This window comes from Marinilactibacillus sp. Marseille-P9653 (genome assembly GCF_916618885.1).
In the GTDB taxonomy this organism is placed as follows: domain Bacteria; phylum Bacillota; class Bacilli; order Lactobacillales; family Carnobacteriaceae_A; genus Marinilactibacillus.
In genome coordinates this window covers 1,279,498-1,305,877 of the sequence record NZ_CAKAKH010000001.1, presented here as the reverse complement: position 1 = coordinate 1,305,877, position 26,380 = coordinate 1,279,498, and the positions used below count along the sequence as shown (strand labels likewise).

The following is a 26,380-nucleotide window of genomic DNA, read 5'->3' as shown; positions in this document are numbered from 1 at the left end:
AATTTTTTATTTGCTTTGTAAAGAATATTTCGTCTTGCGTCTAGATAGGAGTAGCAAAATCATACTTAAAGATATTATGATTACGGATAAGGCAATAATAAAGACCAATGTATAACTTTTAGTAAAGTCATAGGCGTATCCTACCAAAGTCACACCTGATGCCCCACCTATTCCCGTCATCAAAGAGAAAAAAGGATAAACTTTCATGTAACGCTCGCGACCATAAAAATGTATCGTCAACATTGGTAGTACTACAATTGGAAAACACATAATGGCACCAAAGAAAAATGAAGATAAAATCATTACACTTGGGACTTGGACCATTAACATGATTACGAGCGCAATAAAATTCAGGCCAATAACCATGAATGCTGTTTTGATTGAACCAACTCTATCACCCAGCGTACCGCCTAACAGTTTAAAAGCAATATTACCAAACATAGAAGCTGAAAGCATCCAGGCTCCAATGGTTGCACTAAAGCCTATTGTTTCAGCGTACCCCGGAAGATGATGTGGTAGTCCAGTAATTAATGAAAGTAATAGCCCAATACTAGCTAGCACAATAAATCTCACATCATTAACTTTTATGTTCTCAGTAATTGAATTTATTTTCACTGACTTAGATTCACTTTCTTGATCTTTACCATAAGCCTGAAGGCCTTCATCGTTTGGATGTAAAGAGAATTTATAAAGTAACGCTGGTAGACAGAGCATTAAAGAGAATAGTCCCATTACGACAAATCCTAATTGCCATGAATAGGTATGAATAATTAGACTGAATATCGGAGAAAGAAGTGCACCTGCAACTCCACTCGATCCAAATCCTAGGCTCATAGCTAAACCGTTCTTTTTCTCAAACCAGTTATTCACGAGTATGGTGAGTGGTACTGGAGAATAAAAGGATGCACCGATTCCTCTTATAGCTGCTAGTAAATAAAAAAGCCATAATGATTCAGTCATGGCCATGAGCAGTGTTGTCACTACAGATAAACCCACTCCAATTTGAATGCCTTTTTTTATATCAAACCTAGTAAGCAATCTAGGTATGGTCAATGCCATGAAAGACATCACTAGTGACATGATGGTTGTATGTAAGGCAAAACTACCTCTAAAAAATCCAAGGCTCTCAGATACAGGCGTATAGAATACACCAATGGTATTTAAATTAATGCCGATGGAACTTGCTGCCAGACCACTGACGCAAGCCAAAACCTTCCAATGTTTTGTAAGCTTCATAGTGTCTCCTTTGTCAGTTGAATCTTTTTAATTTACTCTCATAGAAAGTATACTCATATACTAAATAATATAGAAACCCAATCTATTTTGGAAGCGATTTACAATAAAGATTAAACATGAATAAACAAAAAGAACCAAGCTTTTCAACTTGGTTCTTTTCAGTACTAATTATTTAGAGAGTGTAGTGACTAAATACTGATTTAATATAGATTTAATTTCTTCTAATTCTCCTGACTCATTCTGGATATCTTCTAGCGTTAAAGCATAATCTTGAAGTTGTTTGAAATTTGTTTTACCTTCTCTGATTTCTTTACCGATCCCTTGGTTAAATGAACGGTAACGGTTATCGACAATTGACTCAAGTGCTCTATCTTCAATCAATCTATTTGCAACTTTTAAACCAAGTGCAAAGCTATCCATACCCACAACGTGCGCTTTGAATAAATCATCTGCATGGAATGAAGTTCTTCTGACTTTCGCATCAAAGTTCAGACCTCCAGAACCTAATCCGCCATTTTTAAGTATTTCATACATGGCTAATGTCGTAGCATACAGATCAGTTGGAAATTCATCCGTATCCCATCCAAGATGAGGATGCCCCTGGTTAGCATCAACAGATCCTAACATCCCATTAATTCTTGCGTATCTAAGTTCATGATCGAAACTATGTCCCGCCAAGGTCGCGTGGTTGGCTTCAATATTGAATTTGAATTTGTCTGCTAGACCGTATTTCTGTAAAAAGGCAAATCCATGTGCTACGTCGTAATCATATTGGTGAGAAGTCGGTTCCATTGGTTTTGGTTCAATCAAGAATTGAGCATCAAATCCAATTTCTTTTGAATAGTCTACAGCCATATGGAAGAATTTTGCTAAATTATCTAGTTCAAGTTCCATATTAGTGTTTAGAAGACTTTCATATCCTTCTCGACCACCCCAGAATACGTAATTTTCGGCTCCTAGTCGCTTACCGACCTCAAGCCCTTTTTTTACTTTTGCAGCTGCATAGGCAAAAACATCTGCATTATTCGATGTCGCTGCTCCGTGAACAAATCTCGGATGCGAAAAGTTATTCACTGTATTCCACAGAAGTTTAACTTTGCTATCTTTCATATAGTCTTCAAACATATCCACAATCGTATCTTGATTCGCAAGTGTTTCTTTTAAGGAATTTCCTTCGGGAGCAATATCGAAATCATGGAAGCAGAAGTAAGGTACGCCTAATTTTTCAAATAACTCAAAAGCAGCCTCTACTCTGGCTTTTGCTTTATCCATTGGATCTGAGTATTTATCCCAAGGTCTAAGTGCTGTTCCAGCCCCAAAAGGATCTGATAAATCTTCTGTGAACGTATGCCAGTAAGCAACACCAAATCTTAGAATTTCTTCCATTGTTTGGTCCCCTACTTTTTCAGTAGGATTATAGAATTTGAAAGCTAAGGGGTCTTTTGAATTAGCCCCTTCATATTGAATTTTATTGATGTTATCAAAATATGCCATTAATAAATCACTCCTAATTAGGTTGGTTAGTTTATTATACAAACTAACTATATCTAAAAATGTATGCGTTGTCAATTAAACTTTTCTATTTATTATATTTAGATAATTGACTGTTTAAAGCTGCAGTAGCCGCGTAAATTTGTCTATAGACTGTATAAAGATTTTCATACTTTTGAACGTTTTCTTCTATTGGATGATAGACATCTTTGTAGTGAACAAAGGCATCCGCACAATTTTTGAAGTCATCAAACCAGCCTGTACCCACTGCTGCAATCATTGCACTACCCATCGCAGGCCCTTGCTCAGTCTCAAGCGTTCGGATTGGTGTATCAAAAATATCCGCTTGCATTTGTAGCCAAACTTTATTTTTTGCCCCCCCTCCCACTGACACGATTGTCTTAAATGGATAGGCCGCGTGTGTACGCATAATTTGATATGAATCTTTTAATGAAAAAGTTATCCCTTCTAGTACCGCTCTCGTGAAATGGTCCCTAGTATGTCCAATATCCATTCCAATGAATGATCCTCGAATCGTACTATCTGTGTACGGCGTGCGCTCTCCCGATATATAAGGTGTAAACAACAAACCTTCTGATCCTGGTTCAATTGTATCAATAGACTCGAGTAGTGTTTCAAACGTTTCATGCTCAGCAAATGTTTTTTTGAACCAGCTTAAGCTATTTCCTGCTGCTAATGTAACGCCCATTGTATAAAATTGATCGGCAATAACATGATTAAAATAATGTAATTCTCCATTAAATGATTTATCTCCTCGTGTTTCATTGGAGAGAAAGACACCTGAAGTTCCGATACTAGCCATAGCCTGATCTGGTTCAACAATACCTGCACCCAGTGCAGCACAAGCATTATCTGCTCCACCTGAGAAGACTTTTACTGCTTTTTCAATACCTAATGCTTTAGAAATCTCTGGATCTAAAAATCCAATGCACTCATCTGAGCGGACAAGTTTTGGACAGATATATGGATTAATTGAAAAGGTATTCAGAATGGTTTCACTCCAACTTCTATTTTCAATATCCAACAGTAAAGTCCCTGCTGCATCTGAGAACTCCATTTGTTTATGACCAGTTAAACGAAATCCCAAATAATCTTTTGGTAGTAAAAATGTACTGATTTTATCGTATATCTCTGGTTCATGTTCTTTGACCCAAAGTAGTTTAGGAAGCGTAAACCCTTCAAGCGCTTTATTTTTAGTAATCTCCAGCAAACTTTCTTTTAATGTTTCAGTGATCAGCTCACATTGTTCTGTGGTTCTAACATCATTCCATAAGATTGCATTTTTTAACACCTTATCCTCTTGGTCAAGTAAGACCAGCGTATGCATTTGTCCAGAGAAACTAATACCTTTTAAATTCTGACTCATATCAGGTACTGATTCTTTAATACTTTGGAGTACTTTGAGTGCTGCCAGATACCATTCTTCAGGATCTTGCTCACTATAGCCTCTTTGCGGAGTTAACAGTGGATATTCATTCTCTGCTGATGCTACGATTCGACCTGTTCGATCTACTAGTATCCCTTTTAATCCACTCGTTCCTAAATCCATTCCTAATACATAACTCATTTTTCACGCTCCTCTTACTTTTTCGTTTCACTTAAAGAATAAATTTCATTCAAATAAGGATCAGATTATGGTACAGTATAACTAGTTAGTTTATATAATAAACAAACTATAGTTTAAAAGCACCAAAAAGTCAACCGCTTTCATTTAAATTAAATTTATTATCTAAATAGGAGAACTCTATGGAACTTAAACAGTCTTTTACAAGAAATAGCAATACGATTCTCGTCCTTTCAACTATTATGAATGGCCATCAAGTGTCTAGAGCAAAAATATCAGAGCTTACTGGTATGAATAAGGCCACTGTTTCGGAAATCGTCAGAAATTTGATTGAAGACCAATATGTCGTTGAAATTGGAGCTGGAGAAAGCTCATCTGCTGGTGGTAGAAAACCGATTTACCTTGAAATTAATAAAAAGGCAGGTGTTTCTTTTAGTATTGACCTACGTTCTGATCAAATTAGCTCATTAGCCACCTACCTCAACGGTGAGGTCATCGAAAAATATACTGAGCATTGCAACATTAACAAAGTAAATGTGATTGAACGACTGGTTAATCACGTTCAAGAATTTAACGCTAAGTATAAGGCTAAACCTTTTGGAATTGTTGGTATAGCGATTGCCATTCATGGGGTCGTAAATGAAAACAAAATCAGTTACACTCCTTATTTTGATATTGATGAGATTGATCTAGTGAAGGAACTTGAAGATCGGTTAAACATTCCAGTTTATATTGAAAATGAAGCCAATCTCTCTGCTTTAGCGGAAGCAGCATATGATTACGAACATACTCATTTAATTTCCTTCAGTGTTCATACAGGTATAGGTGCTGGAATTATCTTAGATCGACAATTGCTCCGAGGATTTAAAGGACGTAGCGGCGAAATCGGTCATACGATTTTGTATCCCGATGGCATTCAGTGTGCCTGTGGTAATAAGGGGTGCTTTGAACAATACGCTTCTTTAACAGCCTTGATTCGAAGGTTCCAAAATTTAAAAAAGGACGATCAATGTACTTTTGATGATCTAATAAAAGCTGTTGAGCAGAAAGATGCTGATACCATCGTGCTTATTGATCATTTTGCTAAAGATTTGTCCATCGGTTTAATGAATATCATGGGGACATATGATCCAGAAGTCATTTATGTAAATTCTGAGATATTCGATAAGTTACCAAACATCCTTTCCATCATCGATAACCATTTAGATCGATCTATTTATAAGAACATTCAACTATTTAAATCCAAATTAGGGAGTCAAGCTAGTCTTTATGGCGCTACCGTCTTGAATCTAAAAAACTTTTTTAATCTTGATGAAGTTAAATTCGATACAGGTTTTGCTTCTAAAGCCGCAGGATTTTATGATAAGTAACATTCTAAATAATCAAAAAAACGGGCACACACTCTAGAGATAGAATGTGGGTCCGTTTTATGTTGTCTAGTTATCTTGTTCTGATATGTGCAATACTTTCCAGTACTGTATCGATTTCTTCTAAAACATCTGTTGATAATTTTATTCCAGATGCCTTAACGTTTTCTTCGATTTGAGAAGGTCTACTTGCTCCAATGATTGCTGCAGAAACACCAGGTTGACGTAGGATCCAGGCTAATGAAAGCTGAACGAGACTTATATCTAATTGATCAGCAATATCATCTAGTTTCTGAACGGCTTCCAAGGTCTCATCGTCCATATAACGATTAACAAAGCTTCCAATTTCTTTGTTTGCCGCTCTAGAATCTTTCGGTATTTCAGCATTTGGTTTATATTTTCCAGTTAGGACCCCTTGAGCTAACGGAGAAAACACGATTTGACCCATTCCATAAGATTCCGAGACAGGTAAAACTTCGGATTCAATGTATCGTTGCAATAAATTATAAACTGGTTGATTGGAAATCATTTTGTGGTATCCCCTATGATCAATGATCCCCTGAGCCTTCTCAATTTGAGCTGCAGACCATTCGCTAACCCCCGTATACAAAACTTTTCCTTGTTTTACTAAGTCATCTAGCGCCATTAAAGTTTCTTCTAATGGTACCGTTGGGTCAAATCGGTGACATTGATATAGATCTACATAATCCATTCCTAGACGTTGAAGGCTCTTATCGCATTGTTCAATGATATGTTTTCTAGAAAGCCCTCTATCATTTGGTCCATCTCCCATAGGGAAGTATACTTTGGTTGCTACAACAACTTGATCTCTTTGGTAATCTTTTAATACTTTACCGAGTACTTTTTCAGCTTGACCTTGTTCATAAACATTTGCTGTATCGAAGAAGTTAATGCCTTTTTCATAGGCTAGTCGAATACAATCTTCTGCAGTCGTATCTTTTACTGTCTTTCCGTATGTAAGCCAACTACCTAGTGCAATTTCTGAAACTTTAAGTCCACTATTACCTAACTGTCTATACTCCATGATATCGCCTCCATAGTAAGTTCTTTCTATATTTTCGCAGAGTTAACAATCAAAAGCAACTGATAATAGAAATATGTACACGGTTTCGTGAACAAGTTTAAACCTTGTGTACAGCCTTGTTCCTTCTTGTAAACTATTTATAAAAACCCTTACAATATACTTATAAAAGAATAAAGGAGGAAGTTATTATGTCTAAAGATTTTTGGCAACGCCTTGGTAAAGCACTTATGACTCCCATCTCTTTGATTGCCGCTGCAGGTATTTTTTTAGGAATTAGTTCCGTCCTTCAAAATCCTGACATTGTGGGAGACACCTTCGTGTCCTTCACAATTGTGCAACATGTTATCGGGATCGTACGTGCACTTGCAGGAGCGATTTTTGGTAATTTACCAATTTTATTCGCTGTCGCAATATCCTTCGGGTTAGCGAAAAAAGAAAAAACAACAGCAGCCTTTTCAGGTATCATTGGATTTATACTTTTCCATATAACCATACAATATCTCTTAAGTATAAATGACATAACTGCAGCTACCTATTCAGTGGAAGCACTTATGGAATCTGGTTTATCTGAACTGGCAGCTACCCAGACAGCTTCGCAATATGAATCCGTGCTAGGAATATTCACTCTAAGAATGAACGTATTCGGTGGTATAATAACTGGTTTACTTGTCTCATTCTTACACAATCATTTTCATACTATTGATCTACCTATTGCAATAAGCTTTTTTGGAGGTAAACGATTCGTCCCCATCATAACAACGGTTGTGGTTCCTTTCCTTGCAATCTTAATGTATTTTATTTGGCCCTATTTCGGTACAGCTATCGAAAGTGTTGGTAGTTTGATAGCTGACGCTGGATTATTCGGTACATTTTTATTTGGATTCTTAGAGAGACTCTTAGTACCAACGGGGTTACATCATATATTAAATCAAATTGTAAGATTTACACCCATTGGTGGAATTGCTGAAATTGACGGTGAGCAAGTGGTAGGTGCGCTGAACATTTTTAATGCTTCACTTGCTCAAGATTCACCAGATCTTACAGTTATGTCAGAGGCTACAAGATTTTTAGCTCAAGGTAAAATTCCATTCATGGTATTCGGGTTACCTGCTGCAGCTTTTGCTATGGTGCAAGCTACATTAAAAGAGAAAAAACAAGAAGTTAAAGGATTAATGTCAGCATCAGGCTTAGCAAGTTTTACGACTGGAATCACTGAACCAATTGAATTTTCTTTTATCTTTGTTTCACCGATACTCTATATCTTCCATTCATTTATGGCAGGATTAAGTTTCATGTTAATGGATGCCTTTAATGTTGTTATTGGAAATGTTCAGGGTGGTGTGATCGATTTAACCGTATTCGGTATTCTACAAGGTACGCAAACAAATTGGTATTGGCCCGTTTTAGTTGGATTATTGTATGCCCCAATTTATTACTTTGTATTTAAACTAGTTATCGAGAAAAGAAATGTTCTAACTCCTGGGCGTGAAATTGAAGAAGATATTTCTTTAAGCGAAGATACTAAGACGAGTCTATCTGACGATGAACTAGGAATAAATATTGTAGAAGCTCTAGGAGGTAGTCAAAATATTAAAAGTATCGATAATTGTTTCACTAGACTTCGCCTAGTATTAAGTGATACCTCATTAGTAGATGAAGCTAAACTCAAGAAAACTGGCGCAGCAGGAACGGTAAAAATTGATGAAACAAATTATCAAGTCATTTATGGACTAAAGGTAGAAAATATTGCACCCAAGGTGAAAGGAGCAGCAAATTATCATGATGAATAAAAAAAGTAAAATTGTATTAGTCGGTGGAGGTTCCACATGGACTCCTGGAATTTTAAAAGCTATGACCACTCATTTAAGTACATTCCCTATTGAAAAAATCACATTGTATGACATTGATGCAGATCGTCAAAGTGTGATTGGAGAGTTTGCTAAGATTCTTTTCAAAGAAGAAGCGCCTGATGTAAAAGTCACATACACCACAGATGAGGAGGTTGCTTATACCGATGTAGACTTCGTTTTCTGTCAAATGAGAACTGGCGGATTCGAGATGCGTGAAAAAGACGAAAAAATTCCACTTAAACATGGCGTTATTGGTCAAGAGACTTGTGGCCCCGGTGGTTTTGCTTATGGACTCAGATCAATAGTAGATATGCAAAAAATGGTTAAAAAAGTCAGAAGTATTTCTCCAGATGCTTGGATTTTAAATTATACGAACCCCGCAGCTATTGTAGCGCTCGCATTGGACAAGTTATTCCCTGAAGAAGATAAAATTTTAAATATCTGTGATCAACCAGTCAACTTATTAAGATCCTTCGCAAGTTTGATCGATTTTGATGCCAACAAATTCGAGCCTGTTTATTTCGGTTTAAACCATTATGGGTGGTTTAAACATCTCTATGATGAGAATGGCAAAGACCGTATGCCAGAAATTAAGGAAATCATCCTCAATGGTGGCTTTAGACCAGTGGACGCAGAACAAAGAGATCAATCATGGTTAGATACGTATGCCATGGTTGAAGATATGTTAAAAGACTTCCCAGATTATTTACCAAACACATATCTTCAATACTATTTATACCCTGATTACAAATTATCTAAAATGGATCCCATTCGTACTAGGACAGATGAAGTTAGAGAAGGTCGTGAGAAGAAAGTATTTGAAGAATGCAGACGGATCGTAAAAAATGGTACGGCTAGAGATTCTTCTGTAGTTCATAACGATGCTCATGGTGATATGATGGTTGAAGTTGCCGCTTCTATTGCTCATAATTTAAGAAAAACCTATGTAGTGATGGTGCGTAATAATGGTGTTGTATCTAACCTTCCGGACGATAGTATGATTGAAGTCGCTGCATCTTTAGGTGCTAATGGTCCTCAACCTTATGCTGTTGGTAAAATTGATACTTTCTACAAAGGGTTGATTGAATCTCAGCATGCTTATGAAAAATTAACGGTTGAAGCTTTTATGGAAAATTCCTATACAAAGGCATTACAAGCCTTGACCATGAATAGAACTGTTGTAGATGCTAAAAAAGCTCGTCTTTTATTAGATGATCTTATTCAAGCAAATCAAAACTACTGGCCAGAATTAAACTAACCTAAATGAGTTCAAGACCTCTACCTTATACTAAAAAGTAAGGTAGAGGTCTCTTTTTTAAATCGAATATCGATCTACATAATCCTTAAATAATCGATTCAGTAGATAGTGCATGCCAAATCGATCCGATGCGTCTAAGCCCTCAATTTTGATTTCGGTACTATATACATATAGCTGTAAGTCGGTTATTTTAGAAAGTTCATTAGTTGAAAAACCCGTCAAACTAATCGTTTTTGCACCGGATATATTGGCACGATTCGTGGCAGAAAACACGTTAGATTTTTCTGAACCACTTAGACTGAGTGCAATCCCTAAATCTTTTTCTGTCATCTGTTTTGCATTGTGTTTCATAAGATGAGGATCAATAAAGGTTTGGCTCCTCTTCCCTAAAATCTTAAGACGTTCACTAAACTCTTCGGCTGGAAACCTAGATAATCCAACTGCAAAGAACAAAATTTGATCTGCCTCATTGATAGCTTGCAACACTTTTTCCATAATTTCATCATTTATAAATTGCTTTGTTTTTACAATCTTACTATCTAAATCGGTCAACTCTAAAATAGATTTCTCTTCTACTAACGTATCTTTTAAGGAATTTTTAAAATGAACAAAACCTTGAAATCCAAGCTTTTGACACATTCGTACGATGGTATTGGGAACGGTATAAAACTGTTGCGCTACTTCCCTTATCGTCCATTTTTCAACTTCATTTTTTTCTTTTATTAAGTAAGTCAAAATCTTTTCTTCCGTCTGATTTAGCTGGTTACGATTTTCTTCTAGAAATTTATAAAAGGACAATTGAAAGACTCCTTTGACAACATATTAACGCGATTTTTGGAAAAATAGTCTTTACTAATCTATCAAATACAGGAAGGATAAATTCAAACCACATAGTTTATCTAATTATTATATCATGTTAAACTAAATAGATAAAAGTAGAATTGAGGCAATGATTATGATAACAATCGGACTGACTGGTTGGAGCGATCACCCACTGATCACTTTGGATCAATCAAAAAAATTGGAAAACTACTCTAGTCATTTTCCAGTTGTAGAATTAGATACTAGTTTCTATGCTATCCCACCCGAAAAAAATATCAAAAGCTGGATTGAGAAAACACCAGCTGCATTTACTTTCATTCCAAAGGCTTATAAAGCTATGACGATGCATAAGGAATGGATTGAAGAGTTTACAAGTATTGAATCTATGTTTAAAGTTTACAAACAAACCTTTTCTCCAATGGTTGAAGTAGGGAAAGTTAAAGCGTTTCTTTTTCAGTTTCCGCCATACTTTGATTGTACCAAGCAAAATGTACAATATCTCAGACTCGTTCGAAAACTGATGGATGACTGGCCTTTAGCCATAGAGTTTAGAAGTCAAAGCTGGTTCAATGAAAATAACCAATCTAAAACCATTCATTTTTTGAAAGAGTTGGAAATGATTAATGTCATCGTTGATCAGCCTCAAACGCCAAATAACAGTGTTCCAACAGTCTCTGTGTCAACTCATCCTTCATTATCCATATATCGCCTTCATGGCCGAAATTATGAAGGTTGGTTAGGAGAAAATATACAGGACTGGCGTGCTGAAAGAACGTTATATGAATACAAAGAAAAAGAATTAGAATCTTTTGCAGAAACGGCCAGAACATTAGAAAAGGATTCAAATGAAGTATGTATCATCTTTAATAACAACTCAGGTGGTCATGCAGCACCTAATGCAAAAACCTTACAAAAGATTTTGGGGTTAGATTTTGAAAATCTTTCTCCTCGTCAACTGGATCTATTTTAAAAAGCACAATCGATTATGGATTAATCGATTGTGCTCTTTTGTATTTATGCTTTTAAATTCCAGAAAGCTTGCCAGATGCTTCTTTTACCCGATATCCAGTCTAATATTGAATAAAGAATGATGCCAATAAATGATCCAGTAGAATCAATGAGAACATCTGAAACTAATGCCGTTCTTCCAGGTACAAAACTTTGATGGAATTCATCTGTTGATGCATACACTGCGCAAATAACGAGTGCAATTAAAACAGCTTTGATCCCCTTAACATCTGAAGTCGATAGCGCGTTTTTCACTAATATGCCAAGAAACATATAGATAAAGAAATGAGCATTTTTCCTGATGAAATTATGCAACGTGTAATAATTCATGCCTCTAATGTCATTAATGCCTAGTCTTGGTCTAACAATCGTCAAAAGAAAGTAGATAGTTACACTACAAAATACAACAAATAAAATAAAAATTAGCACTTTACCCCACAACGGTGTACTTCTTCTTTTCAACCAAATGAGAAATAAATTAAAAAACAGTAAAAACCCTACCGCTCCAACAACTCTCCAATGATTGACAACTTGACTTCCGACTTCCATAGCACCAAAACTTAATTGCGCTGATTCACTTGCAGGCTGAGAAGAAAACCAGAAAATGATCGCCATCCAGACTAATACCGTTAGCCAAGCAAAAAATAAAGGGTATCTTGATTTTGACGCTCTCTTCATAGGCTTTCCTTCTTTCTTTTTCGAACGTTTCTTTTGTTCGAATAACTATTCATTTTAAAGATTATTCCTTAAATTTCCTTAAACAATCTGTCCTTTTTCCATGATTTTTTCTCCATCTAACCAAACAGTCGGACTTTGTACTACGCAGTCAATATGAACACCAGCTTCTGTTTGACCACCAAAAGGTTTGTTGCTTCCAAAGGCGATATGGATTGTTCCAAAAACTTTCTCGTCTTCAAGAACCACACCTGTTATACGAGCAGTTGGATTTGTACCGATACCAAACTCTGCTATTATTCTCCCTTTGTCTTCTCCTAATAGGTCCAATAATGCAGCACCTTGCTCTCCAGTAGCTTCTGTTAATCTTCCTTCTACAAGCGTTAACTTTATAGGCTTTTCTACTTTACCTAACTGAGCGATTGAACCATCTACGATTAATGAGCCATTTGCAGAATTTTCTATTGGAGCAATGTAAGCTTCCCCAGAAGGGATATTCCCTGCTTCTCCCTTATTCCAAAAGATACCTGTACTGGGAACGCCTTTTCTGCCAGAAATCGTAAATTCAAGAACTTCTCCGTCTTTTTCGATTTTGACTTCTGAACCTGTTTCTAGCTTTTCTGTGAACTGAGCAGTAAGGGTTTTGACAGTATCTGGATCAGCTTCTATCGCGCCTTTTTCTAACATCTCTAATGTAATTCCAGGCATTGTCCCAATTCTTGTGCCACCAGCAGCTGCTTCTTTTTTAGCGTTGGTGTGGGTTAAGCTTGCTGAAGTCACACATAGAGCAACATCTGCATGCTTCAGTGCCTCAGCAATTGCTTTGGGTGGTTCTTCTCCACTTTTATAAGTTGCTGGAAACTGGGTAAGCACAGCTTCGTTTCCATTAAGTTTAGCCGCTTCATAGAAGAAGTGAGCAATTTCGCTCATCTTATCGTCTGTTACGATTAAAACTGTTTCTTCTTTTTGTAAATTGAAATTATTATCAAATACTTTTTGTGCATTTTCCAAATATTGACTCATGTTCAACCATCCCTCGTTTAATCAGTATTTTTTCATTCTATCACATATCGTTTGTTCTTGCTTTTTTTAAGGTGTAGACTGTACCTATTAATGAATAGAAAGGAAGTTAAATTTGACAGAGCAAATGACTGCATATGGATTCGAACAATCTAAAGATCACAATGGTTCTATTCAATTTGAAAAAAGAGAGATTGATAAGCCGAAACCTATTGATAGACAAATATTAGTAGAAGTTAAAGCCGTAGCGTTGAATCCTACAGACGTCATGACTTGGAAAATGAAGAAACCAGATGATACGAGTTTCACTGTTTTAGGACGCGATGTTTCTGGTACCGTAGTTGAGGTTGGAGAAGACGTTACATTATTCGAAGTTGGCGATGACGTTTTTTATCCTGGAACCAGTAACGTTCAGGGTGCTCAAGCTGATTACCACTTAATTGATGAACGAATGGTTGCTATGAAGCCGAACAACTTAGACTTTGCAGAGGCAGCAGCACTTCCTCTTACAGCGCTAACGGCTTATGAAACGTTTTACGATCAACTCAATCTCCCTAAAAACAGTTCAACATCACCTATCCTTTTAATCATTGGAGCAGCTGGAGGTGTGGGGTCAATCGCTACCCAAATCGCTTTAAACGATGGGATTGATGTCATTGGAACAGCTTCTCGGGATGAATCCAGAGAACATTTGAAATCTCTGGGCGTGAAAAAAATCATCGACCACAAAAAACCTTTCGAACCCCAACTGAAAGAATTGGGGATCAACTCTGTAGATTATATCTTTTTAGCAGCCAACGCTGACGATAATATTAAAGAAGTTAGTAAGATTGTCAGCGCTAGAGGTAACGTTTGTTCTATACTTCCATTAAGCGAACCTCTGCCGATGACATTCTTTTCTAAAAGTGTTTCGTTCAATTATGAATTGATGTATACGAGATCTGTTTATAAAACAGAGGACTGGATTAAACAACATCATTATCTTGATGAATTGAGAAAAGAAGTTGAAGCCGGAAACATACACTCAACAATCAACCACAGATTTGAGAAAATAACTGAACAGACATTGAGTGAAGCTTATGATCAACTGATGACGGGGCATACTAGTGGAAAAATTGTCCTTGAACATACTGTATAAATGAAAAATGAGTGACTCTTTCTCAGAGTCACTCGTTTTTATTTACGTTCATTTAAGGGAATCGATAACTTGAATTGTAATATCTGTCCTTCGATAGCGGCTTCAAGTGTATATCCTAATGATTCAGCAATTTTTTTAGCGATAGATAAGCCTAGCCCTGTAGAACTAGACGTTCTTGGTTTGTCCCCTTTGTAGGTTCTATCAAAAAGTTTGTTTACGTCAAGAGCATTTGGATTTTCTACTTTGTTTTCAATATAAATCATTAGACTATCATCTGATAATTCATTGTAAACACAAAATCGCTCTGTTCCGTGAGAAAAGGCATTCTTAATGAGATTTCCTAAAAGTCTATTGAAATCCAATACACTTGTTTCAATACTAGTTGTCTCTTCCATCAATTGAATGGACACCGTATTGAAAGATTGTGATAATTCTTGATGATATAGCGCTAGTTGTTCTTGTAACAATAGAATTGGATACGCTTGTTCCATTTCAAAAGAAAGATCTTTAGATTCAAGTAGACTTAATCGATAGAATTCTTCTACCAACTCACTTAAAACATTTGTTCTTTCTTCAACTACTTTTAAATATTTGATTTCTTTATCACTTTCAGCAGATGTCTGAAGGATTTGAACATATCCTAGCATTGATGTAAGAGGTGTTCTAAAGTCATGTGATATTGAAGAAATCATTTGTTTGTTCTGATTAACAATCGTATTAAATTCGATTTGAATTTGTTTATGCCGTTTGATTAAACCATTAATTTCTTCAACCAGTACATCTTGAGAAACAGAAGAATGATTTTTTCTCAATTCACCTAAAGCATCCCCTTGTTCAATCCATTTAAGCTGGTTTGTGATACGCTGATTAAACTTTCTATTTTGGTAAAACTTAATCATGAATACCCCATTTAGAATTAAGCTGAGCAGCAAAATGATGCCCATAAAACACCTCCTATTTCACTATACTTAGATGAATAGCCTACTTGCCTTCTTTGATTTCAATTCGGTTCAGAATCAGAATTCCAACTATACTTGCAACGACAATATATAGTAACGTTACGCCCCAAGTAACTAAAGGCTCTGCATTTGATGGCATATCAGGTAAAAATCCAGCTATGATAGACTGGTTCGTATGGTTTATATAGTAAGACAAAGTGAACTTTCTCAAAAATTCTAATTTATCTGTTGCTAGACTAATTAAATTTAAGGCAGTTAAGCTGACATTTGAGATTAAGACTCCAAACGTAATTAAAGATACAGTAGTATTTTGACTGATAAAAGCAACCACATTCGCTACCGCTGCATAACCGATCATGCCTAAAAAGATCGTCGTTCCCACTACAGCAAGGTTGCTTAAGTTTCCGGTATCAAACTGTGCACCTGTACTTAGTGTTAGGAAAAAGAATAGCGCAAAGAATACAATGGCACCTATAAGGAAAGTTGTAAATAGATAGATTACAAAAGTGATGAATTTACCGATCACAAACTCGGTTTTAGATAATCCACTACTGAAGATATTTTGGTGTGAGCTCGATGATATATCGTTTATATATACAGTAGAGTACGCTTGTAAACCAAAAAATAATGGAAAGGCTTGAGATAATAGAAATACTCCCAGTTCTATATAAGCGTTAGAAATTCCTTCGCTCTCTGGAGAACTCGTCTGTAGTAGGATAACCGCTACAACAAAAAGAGAAAATAAGATACCATAAAATGCGTAATTCGATTTTTTATGCGCTAGTCTATATAAATCTGCCTGAATAAAATTAAACATGTTGTTCTCCTCCTTTAGCGAGCAAGTTCAGATAATAATCTTGAATAGAAATTTCTTGTGAGATTAGTTTATAGAGTTTCAGTTCATTATTGACAATTAATTGAGCAATTTCATCCACTCTATCTGTCATTTTCGAGATCACAATTTCTTGTCCGCTATTCACAGTGTAATCAATATTGTCAAATTGTTGTTCCAGAAGATAAGCTGTTTTTTCAACGTCATTAGTTCTGACTACCACTTTTTCTTCTGTTTTATTGCGTATGGTTTCTCTATCCAATTCTTCAATTAGTACGCCATCATGAATAAAGCCAAATCGAGTAGCCATCAGTTCCAATTCTCCTAAAATATGCGAAGAGATCAAAAAAGTGATTTGTTGCTCTTTGTTCAATTTTTGAACAATTTTTCTAAAGTCCGCTATCCCTTGTGGATCTAGTCCATTGATTGGCTCATCAAGAACAATAATATCTGGAGACCCCATCAATGCATTCGCGATACTTACACGCTGCTTCATACCCATTGAAAACGCCTTGAACTTTTTATTGACTTGATCCATTTCCACTAATTTAAGTACCCGGTCAACTTCCGAAGCGTCGCTGATCCCTTTCAATTTTCGGTAGTATTCTAAATTTTCTCTAGCTGTTAAGTAAGGGAAAAAGTTTGCACCCATCATAAATCCCATACGCTGGCGGGCATCATTCAACTCCGCACTCGAGCGCTCTCCAAACAATAAAATTTCACCTGAATACTCCGGTGCCAAACCCATTAGTGTTTTAAAAAAAGTAGATTTACCGGCACCGTTTTTACCTATTAACCCGTAAATTTCTCCTTGTCTTACATGAATCGAAACATCATTTAAAGCTAATTGTTTTTTGTAACGTTTTGTTAACCCAATAGTTTCAATCAGATTTTCCAATTTGAACACTCCTTTTTGTCTTTCTTACAAAACCAATATTAAAGCAGAAAGGTTTCAATAATCTGAAGTAAACCTTACAAAAGTCTTAATTCTACTATTCACTATCCTTAAGTTTAAAGCCGACTCCCCAAACCGTTTCAATAAGGTCTTCACCGCTGTATTCGGATAACTTTTTTCTCAATCTTGATATATGTACAGAGATCGTATTATCATCACCAAAATAGGCTTCTTTCCAAACAGTTTCGAAAAGATTCGCCTTAGTGAATACTTTTTTAGGATGTTCTACGAAGCATTTAAGTAATTCATATTCTTTTTGAGTAAGAGATACAACTGACTCTGATACTTTAACTTCTCTCGTCGTTTCGTCCATCTCTAAAGATCCGACTTTATGGATAGAATTACTATTCCGGTCATTTTGATGATCTCTCAATTGAGCTTTCACTCTAGAAAGAACTTCTACCGTATTAAATGGTTTAGCTATGTAATCATTCGCACCTATTTCTAGTACATTTGCTAGAACATTCATTTCTGCTTTTGCAGTAATCACTATAATCGGCACACTAGATTGTTCACGAAAGTTCGAAATGAATTCTTCTCCTGTTATGCCAGGTAGCATTAAATCTAACAAAATTAAATCTAATTTTTCTGTTTCAATTATTCTCAATGCTTCAGAACCAGCGAAAGCCTGGATCACTTCATACTGTTCACTTAACAAATCCGCTAGTAGTTCGTTAATCGTGTTATCATCTTCGACAATCATAATTTTATTCATTTGTACGCTCATCTCCAGTCAATGTATTGGGTACTCTTGATTTAGTTTACAGAAATATCCCCTAGTTTTCTAGCCCTCTTAACAGAATCAGACTCCAGCTAATGTGAAAAAAGACTTTATAAGAGCCTTTGCTCTTCTAAAGTCTTTGAATTGATATCACTATCTTTGCTTATTAAATTTGTGAAAATTTCTTTCAACTACTATTATGCTAATCAAAGCAGACAAACTCATACTAAAAAATATGGCTAATGTTGGCCATAAAAATAATAATCCAAATAATAAAGCAATTGCTAGGCTCAATCCTAGGTTACTCAGTATATATTTAAATACAAGATAGAAAGATAACAGCCATCTTTTTTCTGGTTTCATCTCAATCATAGTTTTCAAAGAAAGATAGTAGATTGAAAGTAATACGGCTAGTACGAATAAGACTGATATCGCTACAGTAAATAAATACATCCAGTCTGGAAGATCAGTTCTGTTTCTGATTATCATAAAATTAAATAGAAATAGTACATAAATAACCACTAAATACCCATCCTGTTTGAAATTTCTCCACCCATTTTCTTTGAAATGAGAAAGAAACAATTTTATCGGATGCTTTTCTTTTGCCTTATACAATTTATTGACCACATAAAATAAACTTTCAGAAGCCGGTATAATGGTTACGACTGGAATACAAAAAAGTAACCATATCATATTCAAAAGCGATAAATTCGCAAACCATTCTGTGAAGCGCACAATAACCGAGGTCTGTTTAGGTAGGTTTTTTTCTATTGCCATAAGTTATCCTTTCGTGCCACCAGTAAGATCCATTCCTTCGATAAAGTATTTTTGAGCAAAGAAGAAGAGTAATATACTAGGTATTAAAACTAAAGTTGCTCCTGCCATTAAATAATTCCATTGAGTCGTTGACTGGTTAGAAAATGACTGAAGACCTATTTGGAGCGTGTACATCTCTTCTTTAGTAATATACAGCAAGGGTCCTAAGAAATCATTCCAGGCTCCATTAAAGGACATAATCCCAACCGTAATGAGTGCCGGTTTCGTTAATGGCACCATTAAACGGCTCCATATATATAGGTGGTTAGCACCATCGATTTGTGCCGCTTCAATTAATTCATTGTTGATAGACATATAAAACTGTCTCAATAAAAAGATATTAAAGGCACTACCAAAAAATGCAGGAACAATGAGTGGTAAATACGTTCCTACCCAATTGATTCTCGTGAAAAGAATATATTGAGGAATCATTGTAACAAATCCTGGAACCATCATTGTAGCGAGCACAAGTGCAAATAAGATCTTTTTACCTGGAAAATCTATTTTAGCAAATCCGTAAGCTATAAATGAATTGGAAAAAACATTTCCGAGTACAACGAATGCAGTTATGAACAAAGTATTACCCATATATTTAAAAAACGGGAATGCCTGAATCGTATCCATATAGTTTTGCCACACAAATGTTTCTGGAAGAATTGTTGGTGGAAATCTAACAATCTCTGCCATAGGTTTCAACGAAGTACTTAACATCCAAACTAATGGCGCAAGTAAGACGAGACTGACAACTACCAGCAATAGATAGATGAGTATTTTCCCAGTTCGTTCTTGTCTCTTTTTACTTTTAAAATATTTTGACTGAGCTTTTGATGCACTCGAAGCATCGTCTTCCACGTATTTTGTTTCAGAAGATTCTATCATAGCCTCTCCTCACTCTCTAATTATTCAGTTATTTTGATTTATTTAGTAATGTACCCATCTAGGAGCCAGTTTCAAATTGATAAATGTTAATACAATAACGATTGCAAATAACACAAGTGACATCGCCATCGCGTATCCCATATCAAAAGCAACAAAGGCTTTATTCCACATATGAAGGTTGTAAAAAAGAAGCGAATTGGCTGGTCCGCCTGTACCATTTTCTGTCATTACATAAGCTTCTTGGAATATTTGAAAAGCACCAATGGTTGATGTAATCACATCATAAAAAATAATAGGTGTAATCAGTGGTAAGGTGATGTGTCTTAACTTTCTAAAAGGTCCGGCTCCATCAACTTCAGCTGATTCATATAACTGATTGGGTACGTTTTGCAGAGTAGCCAAATACAGAAGCATTGCCCCGCCGACACTCCACAAACGCATAAGAATCAATGCAGGTTTTGTCCAATTTGGATCAAACAACCATGAAGGACCGGCAATACCTACCCAAGATAATACTGTGTTTATCAGACCACTTGAGGGAGAAAGCAGCTGCATCCATAAGACGTATACGGCAACCCCCGATAAAATAGCTGGCAGATAAAAAATCGTTCTGAAAATTGTAATTCCTCTGATATTTCGATTCAATAGTACAGCAAGAAAAACCCCGCCCGCTGTCGTTAATGGAACATTTAATACAACATAGAATACAGTATTGTAAAGGGAGGTCAGGAATAATTGGTCATTCGTAAACATTCTTCTAAAATTGTCAAATCCAATGAAATCCATTCTAGATGTAATATTATAGTTTGTAAAACTACCAATAAAAGAAAAAACCATTGGTAAGAACATAAAGCCGATAAAGCCAATAATAAATGGAGAAACAAACAATAATCCCCACAAAGCTTCATTTCTTTTGCGCTTATTCCACTTAGGCTTATGAGTTTTTTTCTGGTTGTTAGTAGCATGCATTGCTTTCATTTATACACCGCCTTAAAAAATAGTGAGAAGGGAAATGATCTGCCCCTTCTCACTTACTATTGATCATTTATAATGAACGACTATTCAGTTCTTCAATTACTGAGCAAGATTCTCAACGGATTCTTGTGCATCATCCAGAGCTTCTTGAGCTGTTTTCTGACCTAGAAAGGCTGCATCGATTTCTGTATTTACAAGAGATGAAAAGTCCGGTGCATTAAGCGGTACCGGAGTGATCGTAGTCACTTCTAAATTGGAATCGGCAAGTTCGTAGATCATCTGACCCATTTCATCAAGATCTGGATGTTCTTTTAAGTTTTCATTGGCTTCAGCATTCGCCATAATGTCAAAACTGTTCATTCCAAACTCTTCTTGTACTTCTGTTGAAGAAAGATACTTCATGAAATCATAAGACTCTTCAGGATGGTCCGTATTAGTTGGAACTTCTAAAACAAATCCGCCACCCCATGACCAGTGTCCACTACCTTCTTCTTTTTCAGGTAAAGGCGCCACACCGAATTCGAAATCGTCTGGAGCATTCTCCATTAAGTTGGTGTAATAGTTGATATTTTGTCCTCGCATAGATACTAAACCGGAAATGAAGGGATCTGATACACCTGAACCAAATTCTGCTTCATATTGGTTGATGGTATCTCTACCATAATAATCTTGCCACTCAAGCATCCATTCTAGCGCTTCTACCTTTTCAGGAGTATTGATCGCAACTTCTCCGCTATTATCGAACCATGCATTTCCGCCATCTGCATTTAATGCCCACACATCAGCCCCAATATTCCAGCGTGGGTAAAATCCGATTTGTTCCCAGCTATCTCCACTTCCTTGATCTAATACTCTAGCCATTTCTTCCAGTTCGTCCCAAGTTGCTGGTGGTGTTTCTGGATCTAGCCCTGCTTCTTCAAAAGCGGTTTTATTGTAAAACAATACTTGTGTATCTGTGTTAAATGGTAATGCATAGGCTTCATCTTCATAAAGCACTGTGTCCCATAGCTGCGGATAAAAGTCTCCTGAAATATCATCTGCATCTAAGTATTCCTGTATATTTGTTGCTTGTTGCGCTTCTGCTCTTTGTTTCACACTATTTATATCTTGAACAATTACATCCGGTGCATTACCTCCGGCAATAGCTGCTAGAGACTTAGTCCAGATATCTCCCCATGGCTGATAGACATGTTCAACTGTGACGGCATCTTGAGACTCATTGTAATCTTCAATGATGGATTCAATCGTATCTCTTCTAGCTCCAGATCCCCAGAAAGACCAAAATTCCAGTGTTGTTCTACCGTCATTCCCATCAGAAGCAGACTCACCACTTGAATTATCGTCTCCGTTACCACATGCAGATAAAAGTAAAACTGTACTACCTAATAGTAAACTTTGTTTGATTAATTGATTTGAGCGTTTAGATTTCAATCGAAATCCCCCTTAAAATAATTAATATGAAAGAGTTTTAGATAATCTACTGATCCACAAACCTTTTCTACTTTAAACAATAAATGATGACATGAGAAGAAGCAAATATAAAGACTTTTCAGTGCTAAAATAATCAAAGAGAAGTAACTATTGATATCGTATAAGCAACCTCGCCAATAGATAAAACATTATTTTTATAACTATATTAATCTTACAACCTCGTTTGTTTTTTAAAAAGCACTACTACTTCTCGATAGGAGAACACATATACAAATACGCTTAAATTACTTTAATACAAAAAAATACTAAAAGTATAATCCTAATCAGATTACACCTTTAGTATTTAACCACTTTATTAATCTTCAATACCAAAAATAGATTCGATTGTACTTTGTAAAATTCCACCTATAGGAAAAATGATCCATGACCAAGCCCATGATCCAGAAAAATAACTCAAGGAAAAGTAGATTACTAGTAAAATTGGCCAGTATATATTTTCAAGTATATTCGTTATTTTTGTATTTCGCTTATACTTCTCCCGAACTTCATATACTTCTTCAACAGATTTGCCTTTAGCTAATAATTTTTGATAGCCCGTCCAAATCATTCCAGTATAGATAAACAATAAGACCCCGACTCCAGCTATCACGAACATCGTTCCACTACCCACGACTATAAATTCATCTATGGACGATAAAGCTGTAAACAAAACTGGAATTAGAGAAAATATGCATAATGCTACTCCGATTACGATACTAAATATGAAAGATTTTTTATAAGCATTCATCATTTCTTGAATCCTTCTTTTCGCTTCAGGCACAAGAATGAAAGGAAGCTCGTATTCTTTATAACTCGTCAATCGGTAACCTTGGATAATAAATAGTGAAATGCCAACGACTGCAAACAGGAACATCCATATCAAGCCTAAAATAATACCGTAGGACTCTAATGAGAATAATCCGAATAGACCGAGAAAACCACCAAGAGCAATACAACAAGCAAGAACACCTAGTCCGATACCTAATCCCGCTTTTCTTCGGGCTTCTATATACTCATAAGCATCTTCTATCTCTACTACCATCACATCATCTAGATCATTATTTGATTTTTGATACTCATTCAATCCCATCTCTTCTAGCACTTCTTCAATATTACCAAACTCCACAATTACTGTTCCAATCGCTTCGTTCTCAGAGGCCCCTTCTTCTTTTAATGCGATAAATCGATCCTCCATATTTGCTAGAATATCCACTTTTAATTGCTCAGTCTCCTGTGTTTTTACAACATGTTTAAACATTTTATCCACATACTCTTTTATTGTATTCATTATATTTCCCCTCCAAAAAATATGTCTACAACAGATTTTGTCAACTGCCATTCCTTTTGCTTTTCTAATAACAGTCCTTTTCCACCTACTGTAATCTTATAATACGTTCGTTTCCTTCCTTGCGTTTCTTTCCCTGGGTAAGATGTGATATATCCTTTAGACTTCAACCGAGTAAAGGCAGAATACAGCGTCGTTTCTTTCATTACATACTGACCATTTGTTCTTTCCCTAATTTGTTTAGAGATCTCGTATCCGTAGGAATCGCCTTCATTTAAAATAGATAAGATAAATGAGTCATTATATCCTCTACTTACGTCACTACTGATCACTCATCCCACCCCTTTATGTAAAGATTAACAGACAACGATTACTGCATCTGTCGTTGTAATCATTATACCAGAGCTACTTGATAATTACTACATCAGATGCAGTAAATATAAAAAATCAGACTTTAGTCCTAGTAGACTGAAGTCTGGTTCATTTAATGAATCGTATCTCTTTTTTTGAAACCGATTATTCCTACTAAAGAAAAAGATAAAGAAACAAGGTTTAAATATAGAAGAACAGTTGAACTGTTTTCTCCAACCAATCTTTCTGGGATGTGGTAAAACGGAGAAAGTCCTTTTATCCATTCGGGTATTTCAAATAAATTGGCAAAATATAGTATAAAGAAGCAATAACCTAGCACTAACCAAGTTAAGAATATTTTCTTCGGAAACCATCCGAATAGACAGATAGAGATACTCAAAATCACAGCCATAGCGGGCAAATAGACAAGACCACTTTCAAAAATTTCTCTGAAACTTAGAATACTCTGACCTAAACTTGCTGTAACTCCAAATGCAGCAATTTGTACTCCTTGAATCATTACCAAAGAAATCAAACTAACCTCTATAAAAGTCAATAAAATCTGACTTCTGCTTTTCGTTCCAACAAGTAAATGCTGTAAGCGTCCATGTTTTTCTTCTGAAGACAATCTAACGATGACTTGAATAGATGGTATAACAGCTGCTATAGCCAATACGCCCATAATAATGGAAATAAACTGTGTGACAATGGATTGAGAAGCATCACTACTGATCACTTGCTCAATCAATTCATTACCAGCTAGCAGACTTTCCACGTCTCCCATAACCGAACCGTAAGTAATCCCAAGTAGAACCAACCCTATAGTCCAAGCGATTAAAGGTGTTTTCATCAATCGGAAAACAAAGCCTATCGGTTGTTTCAAAAAAGAAGACGCTAAGTGTTTACCCGTTTTATCTGGCAATAGTCCAGCACCTAAATCTCTTTTTGTCTGGAAATAAAAGGCAAGTCCCAAAATAACAAAGGTTACAAGTAAGATTATTCCTACAGGCCACCAGTAATTGGAGACAAACGGTTCTGATTTGTATAGCAAACCTAGTGGAGAAAGAACATTCAAATATTCCTGACCGGTATCCCCGATGATTCTAATAATATAGGCAGCTCCTAACAGTGAAAAACAGGTCATCGTAGCACTTCTACTATTGCTGGATAATTGAGCTGCGAGTAAGGCGAGACTTCCGAAAAACAATCCGATTGCGCCATACATTGCTCCAGTAAGAAAAGATCCGTTCAAATCCATACTCGAATCCCCCATCAATAAGAGGAGCAATCCAGTCAGTAGTGCTAATGATATGTTGTAACCTATTAACAGTAATGAAGCAGACGTCGAATGTGCGAGTCTTCCTATAGGAAATGATTGAATTAATTCCATCATACCGTGTTCTTCTTCAGCTCTGGTATTTCTAATCATCATTAATATCGAAGCTACTGAAAAAAGTGACAATGTGAGGATAGTCATTGTATGTGAATACATTGCACCAATGGTATAGTTATCTCCTCCAATCAGTTTTCCGAAAAGGGCTTCCATAGCCGGATTAGACATTGCAACTGCCATAGCTGTGCGGTCAGTCGCAGAAGGATAAATGGTTACAAATGCAAAAACGCCCACAAAAACAAACATCAAGCAGCCAAGTGCCCAAAGTAATAAAACTTTCCATTCTTTTTTTAAGACAAAGCGAGTTAATAATTTAAATCCGGTTATAGATTTCATGATTCCCCCGCCTCTCCAGTCGTTTCATAATGGCGCATGAATAGATCTTCTAACTTAGGCGGAACACTTTCCAGTGATTGAACGTCCATTCCTTGTAAGGCCTGGATCAATTGATCCATTTTATTGGAGTCTATTTGAAAAACGGCTTGGTTTCCTTTTTGGACAAAGTGGTGAATCCAACTAACATCACTGAAATGGTTCAAAGATTTTTGTGTTTGTAACCTAATTTCTGTTCTGGTAAGGTGTCTAAGATCATTAAGTGTTCCTGCTTCCACAATGCTTCCGTTACGGATAATCGCAATCGTATCACATAGTTGTTCAACTTCAGATAAGATATGGCTAGATAACAAGACGCTAGCCCCACGCTTTTTAACGGTTGCCACTTGTTGTTGAAAAACACGTTCTTGTAGTGGATCTAAACCAGAAGTGGGTTCATCCAATATGTATAAGTCTGCATCAGAAGCAAATGCAGCGATCAACGCCACTTTTTGACGATTTCCTTTAGAATAACTTCTACATTTCTTTGTAGGATCAAAATCAAATGCTTTGATTAAAGAGGCTATCTTATCATAATCTACCTGTTGTCCTCTCATACTTAAGAAAAGGTCAATAACTTCTCCACCAGTTAGATTGGGCCAGAGATTGACATCTCCAGGAACATAAGCAACACGTTTGTGTATCTCCACAGAATCAGACCATACATCCTGGTCAAATATACGTACTTTTCCACTATCTGCTTTTAATAGTCCTAAAAGTACTCGAATGGTTGTCGATTTGCCTGAACCATTTGGTCCTATGAAGCCTAAAACTTCCCCTTTTTCCATGCTAAAGTTAACTTCTTTTAAAGCCTCTGTTTTACCAAAAGATTTAGATAACCCCTGTACTGAAACTAAACTCATATAACTCACTCCCT

24 protein-coding genes are annotated in these 26,380 nt (G+C 36.1%); 5 read left to right on the top strand and 19 right to left on the bottom strand.

The features are described from left to right. Positions 1–6: 6 nt before the first annotated feature. The 3 genes from LG377_RS06375 to xylB all read right to left on the bottom strand — a co-directional run bounded on the left by LG377_RS06375 (position 7) and on the right by xylB (position 4,315). Complete coding sequence (locus LG377_RS06375; protein WP_225743842.1) at positions 7–1,236, bottom strand: MFS transporter; 1,230 nt, start codon at positions 1,234–1,236, stop codon at positions 7–9. Between the two features lie 168 nt (positions 1,237–1,404). Continuing rightward, entirely contained in the window at positions 1,405–2,730 is a 1,326-nt protein-coding gene (gene xylA / locus LG377_RS06370) for a xylose isomerase (protein WP_225743841.1), read from the bottom strand. An 85-nt stretch (positions 2,731–2,815) separates the two neighbouring features. Continuing rightward, the gene (gene xylB / locus LG377_RS06365; protein ID WP_225743840.1) at positions 2,816–4,315 is read right to left on the bottom strand and encodes a xylulokinase; all 1,500 of its coding nucleotides are present in this window, start codon (positions 4,313–4,315) and stop codon (positions 2,816–2,818) included. Positions 4,316–4,494: 179 nt separating this feature from the next. Here xylB and LG377_RS06360 point away from each other — a divergent pair, with 179 nt between their 5' ends. Beyond that, positions 4,495–5,682, top strand: a complete 1,188-nt coding sequence (locus tag LG377_RS06360) for an ROK family transcriptional regulator (protein WP_225743839.1) — start codon at positions 4,495–4,497, stop codon at positions 5,680–5,682. 70 nt (positions 5,683–5,752) lie between these two features. On the opposite strand, the gene LG377_RS06355 is transcribed toward LG377_RS06360, so the two are convergent. Further along, positions 5,753–6,724 carry an aldo/keto reductase family protein gene (locus tag LG377_RS06355; RefSeq protein WP_225743838.1) on the bottom strand — a complete coding sequence of 324 codons (972 nt, stop codon included), beginning with the start codon at positions 6,722–6,724 and terminating at the stop codon, positions 5,753–5,755. Positions 6,725–6,912: 188 nt separating this feature from the next. Here LG377_RS06355 and LG377_RS06350 point away from each other — a divergent pair, with 188 nt between their 5' ends. After that, complete coding sequence (locus LG377_RS06350; RefSeq protein WP_225743837.1) at positions 6,913–8,514, top strand: PTS transporter subunit EIIC; 1,602 nt, start codon at positions 6,913–6,915, stop codon at positions 8,512–8,514. Further along, positions 8,504–9,832: a 6-phospho-alpha-glucosidase gene (locus tag LG377_RS06345; RefSeq protein WP_225743836.1), complete on the top strand. Its 1,329-nt coding sequence runs from the start codon at positions 8,504–8,506 to the stop codon at positions 9,830–9,832. Before LG377_RS06350 ends, LG377_RS06345 begins: the two co-directional genes overlap by 11 nt. Positions 9,833–9,889: 57 nt before the next feature. Here LG377_RS06345 and LG377_RS06340 read toward each other — a convergent pair whose 3' ends face one another. Continuing rightward, positions 9,890–10,630 (bottom strand): MurR/RpiR family transcriptional regulator, encoded by a 741-nt coding sequence (locus LG377_RS06340; RefSeq protein WP_225743835.1) that lies wholly within the window; start codon positions 10,628–10,630, stop codon positions 9,890–9,892. Positions 10,631–10,781: 151 nt separating this feature from the next. Here LG377_RS06340 and LG377_RS06335 point away from each other — a divergent pair, with 151 nt between their 5' ends. Then, entirely contained in the window at positions 10,782–11,624 is an 843-nt protein-coding gene (locus LG377_RS06335) for a DUF72 domain-containing protein (RefSeq protein WP_225743834.1), read from the top strand. 44 nt (positions 11,625–11,668) lie between these two features. On the opposite strand, the gene LG377_RS06330 is transcribed toward LG377_RS06335, so the two are convergent. Together LG377_RS06330 and LG377_RS06325 are read right to left on the bottom strand one after the other, a co-directional pair. Continuing rightward, a complete protein-coding gene (locus LG377_RS06330) occupies positions 11,669–12,340 on the bottom strand; it encodes a VanZ family protein (protein WP_225743833.1) in 672 nt (223 codons plus the stop codon). A gap of 78 nt (positions 12,341–12,418) precedes the next feature. Beyond that, positions 12,419–13,360 (bottom strand): aminopeptidase, encoded by a 942-nt coding sequence (locus LG377_RS06325; protein WP_225743832.1) that lies wholly within the window; start codon positions 13,358–13,360, stop codon positions 12,419–12,421. 112 nt (positions 13,361–13,472) lie between these two features. Between LG377_RS06325 and LG377_RS06320 the strand changes: the two genes are divergently transcribed. Further along, the gene (locus tag LG377_RS06320; protein WP_225743831.1) at positions 13,473–14,495 is read left to right on the top strand and encodes a zinc-binding alcohol dehydrogenase family protein; all 1,023 of its coding nucleotides are present in this window, start codon (positions 13,473–13,475) and stop codon (positions 14,493–14,495) included. A 38-nt stretch (positions 14,496–14,533) separates the two neighbouring features. Here LG377_RS06320 and LG377_RS06315 read toward each other — a convergent pair whose 3' ends face one another. The 12 genes from LG377_RS06315 to LG377_RS06260 all read right to left on the bottom strand — a co-directional run bounded on the left by LG377_RS06315 (position 14,534) and on the right by LG377_RS06260 (position 26,366). Beyond that, on the bottom strand, positions 14,534–15,439 hold the full coding sequence (locus LG377_RS06315) for a sensor histidine kinase KdpD (protein ID WP_225743830.1): 906 nt from the start codon (positions 15,437–15,439) through the stop codon (positions 14,534–14,536). Positions 15,440–15,476: 37 nt separating this feature from the next. Then, the gene (locus LG377_RS06310; protein ID WP_225743829.1) at positions 15,477–16,271 is read right to left on the bottom strand and encodes a hypothetical protein; all 795 of its coding nucleotides are present in this window, start codon (positions 16,269–16,271) and stop codon (positions 15,477–15,479) included. Further along, positions 16,264–17,184 (bottom strand): ABC transporter ATP-binding protein, encoded by a 921-nt coding sequence (locus LG377_RS06305; protein WP_225743828.1) that lies wholly within the window; start codon positions 17,182–17,184, stop codon positions 16,264–16,266. Before LG377_RS06305 ends, LG377_RS06310 begins: the two co-directional genes overlap by 8 nt. A 94-nt stretch (positions 17,185–17,278) precedes the next feature. After that, positions 17,279–17,956 (bottom strand): response regulator transcription factor, encoded by a 678-nt coding sequence (locus LG377_RS06300; protein WP_225743827.1) that lies wholly within the window; start codon positions 17,954–17,956, stop codon positions 17,279–17,281. A 159-nt stretch (positions 17,957–18,115) separates the two neighbouring features. Next, positions 18,116–18,739, bottom strand: a complete 624-nt coding sequence (locus LG377_RS06295; RefSeq protein WP_225743826.1) for a YesL family protein — start codon at positions 18,737–18,739, stop codon at positions 18,116–18,118. A 3-nt stretch (positions 18,740–18,742) separates the two neighbouring features. Further along, positions 18,743–19,489: a carbohydrate ABC transporter permease gene (locus LG377_RS06290; protein WP_370632565.1), complete on the bottom strand. Its 747-nt coding sequence runs from the start codon at positions 19,487–19,489 to the stop codon at positions 18,743–18,745. Positions 19,490–19,699: 210 nt separating this feature from the next. Further along, positions 19,700–20,626, bottom strand: a complete 927-nt coding sequence (locus tag LG377_RS06285; protein ID WP_225744640.1) for a carbohydrate ABC transporter permease — start codon at positions 20,624–20,626, stop codon at positions 19,700–19,702. A 105-nt stretch (positions 20,627–20,731) separates the two neighbouring features. Further along, complete coding sequence (locus tag LG377_RS06280; protein WP_225743824.1) at positions 20,732–22,063, bottom strand: ABC transporter substrate-binding protein; 1,332 nt, start codon at positions 22,061–22,063, stop codon at positions 20,732–20,734. A gap of 355 nt (positions 22,064–22,418) precedes the next feature. After that, positions 22,419–23,390 (bottom strand): permease prefix domain 1-containing protein, encoded by a 972-nt coding sequence (locus tag LG377_RS06275; RefSeq protein ID WP_225743823.1) that lies wholly within the window; start codon positions 23,388–23,390, stop codon positions 22,419–22,421. Continuing rightward, positions 23,390–23,719: a PadR family transcriptional regulator gene (locus tag LG377_RS06270; protein ID WP_225743822.1), complete on the bottom strand. Its 330-nt coding sequence runs from the start codon at positions 23,717–23,719 to the stop codon at positions 23,390–23,392. The genes LG377_RS06275 and LG377_RS06270 overlap by 1 nt, the downstream gene beginning before the upstream one ends. A 152-nt stretch (positions 23,720–23,871) precedes the next feature. Then, positions 23,872–25,467, bottom strand: coding sequence for an ABC transporter permease (locus LG377_RS06265; protein ID WP_225743821.1), 1,596 nt, complete (start codon positions 25,465–25,467; stop codon positions 23,872–23,874). Next, positions 25,464–26,366 (bottom strand): ABC transporter ATP-binding protein, encoded by a 903-nt coding sequence (locus LG377_RS06260; protein ID WP_225743820.1) that lies wholly within the window; start codon positions 26,364–26,366, stop codon positions 25,464–25,466. Before LG377_RS06260 ends, LG377_RS06265 begins: the two co-directional genes overlap by 4 nt. Between the last annotated feature and the right edge of the window lie 14 nt (positions 26,367–26,380).

Excerpts from the sequence above, each read along its gene's own strand:
- LG377_RS06350 (WP_225743837.1), top strand. The coding sequence starts at position 6,913 with ATGTCTAAAGATTTTTGGCAACGCCTTGGTAAAGCACTTATGACTCCC.
- LG377_RS06295 (WP_225743826.1), bottom strand. The coding sequence starts at position 18,739 with ATGGCAATAGAAAAAAACCTACCTAAACAGACCTCGGTTATTGTGCGC.
- LG377_RS06355 (WP_225743838.1), bottom strand. The coding sequence starts at position 6,724 with ATGGAGTATAGACAGTTAGGTAATAGTGGACTTAAAGTTTCAGAAATT.
- LG377_RS06315 (WP_225743830.1), bottom strand. The coding sequence starts at position 15,439 with ATGGGCATCATTTTGCTGCTCAGCTTAATTCTAAATGGGGTATTCATG.
- LG377_RS06310 (WP_225743829.1), bottom strand. The coding sequence starts at position 16,271 with ATGTTTAATTTTATTCAGGCAGATTTATATAGACTAGCGCATAAAAAA.
- LG377_RS06335 (WP_225743834.1), top strand. The coding sequence starts at position 10,782 with ATGATTATGATAACAATCGGACTGACTGGTTGGAGCGATCACCCACTG.
- LG377_RS06300 (WP_225743827.1), bottom strand. The coding sequence starts at position 17,956 with ATGAATAAAATTATGATTGTCGAAGATGATAACACGATTAACGAACTA.
- LG377_RS06330 (WP_225743833.1), bottom strand. The coding sequence starts at position 12,340 with ATGAAGAGAGCGTCAAAATCAAGATACCCTTTATTTTTTGCTTGGCTA.
- LG377_RS06275 (WP_225743823.1), bottom strand. The coding sequence starts at position 23,390 with ATGAATACAATAAAAGAGTATGTGGATAAAATGTTTAAACATGTTGTA.
- LG377_RS06325 (WP_225743832.1), bottom strand. The coding sequence starts at position 13,360 with ATGAGTCAATATTTGGAAAATGCACAAAAAGTATTTGATAATAATTTC.
- LG377_RS06290 (WP_370632565.1), bottom strand. The coding sequence starts at position 19,489 with ATGTTAAGTACTTCGTTGAAACCTATGGCAGAGATTGTTAGATTTCCA.
- LG377_RS06345 (WP_225743836.1), top strand. The coding sequence starts at position 8,504 with ATGATGAATAAAAAAAGTAAAATTGTATTAGTCGGTGGAGGTTCCACA.
- xylA (WP_225743841.1), bottom strand. The coding sequence starts at position 2,730 with ATGGCATATTTTGATAACATCAATAAAATTCAATATGAAGGGGCTAAT.
- LG377_RS06375 (WP_225743842.1), bottom strand. The coding sequence starts at position 1,236 with ATGAAGCTTACAAAACATTGGAAGGTTTTGGCTTGCGTCAGTGGTCTG.
- LG377_RS06360 (WP_225743839.1), top strand. The coding sequence starts at position 4,495 with ATGGAACTTAAACAGTCTTTTACAAGAAATAGCAATACGATTCTCGTC.
- LG377_RS06260 (WP_225743820.1), bottom strand. The coding sequence starts at position 26,366 with ATGAGTTTAGTTTCAGTACAGGGGTTATCTAAATCTTTTGGTAAAACA.
- LG377_RS06265 (WP_225743821.1), bottom strand. The coding sequence starts at position 25,467 with ATGAAATCTATAACCGGATTTAAATTATTAACTCGCTTTGTCTTAAAA.
- LG377_RS06285 (WP_225744640.1), bottom strand. The coding sequence starts at position 20,626 with ATGCATGCTACTAACAACCAGAAAAAAACTCATAAGCCTAAGTGGAAT.
- xylB (WP_225743840.1), bottom strand. The coding sequence starts at position 4,315 with ATGAGTTATGTATTAGGAATGGATTTAGGAACGAGTGGATTAAAAGGG.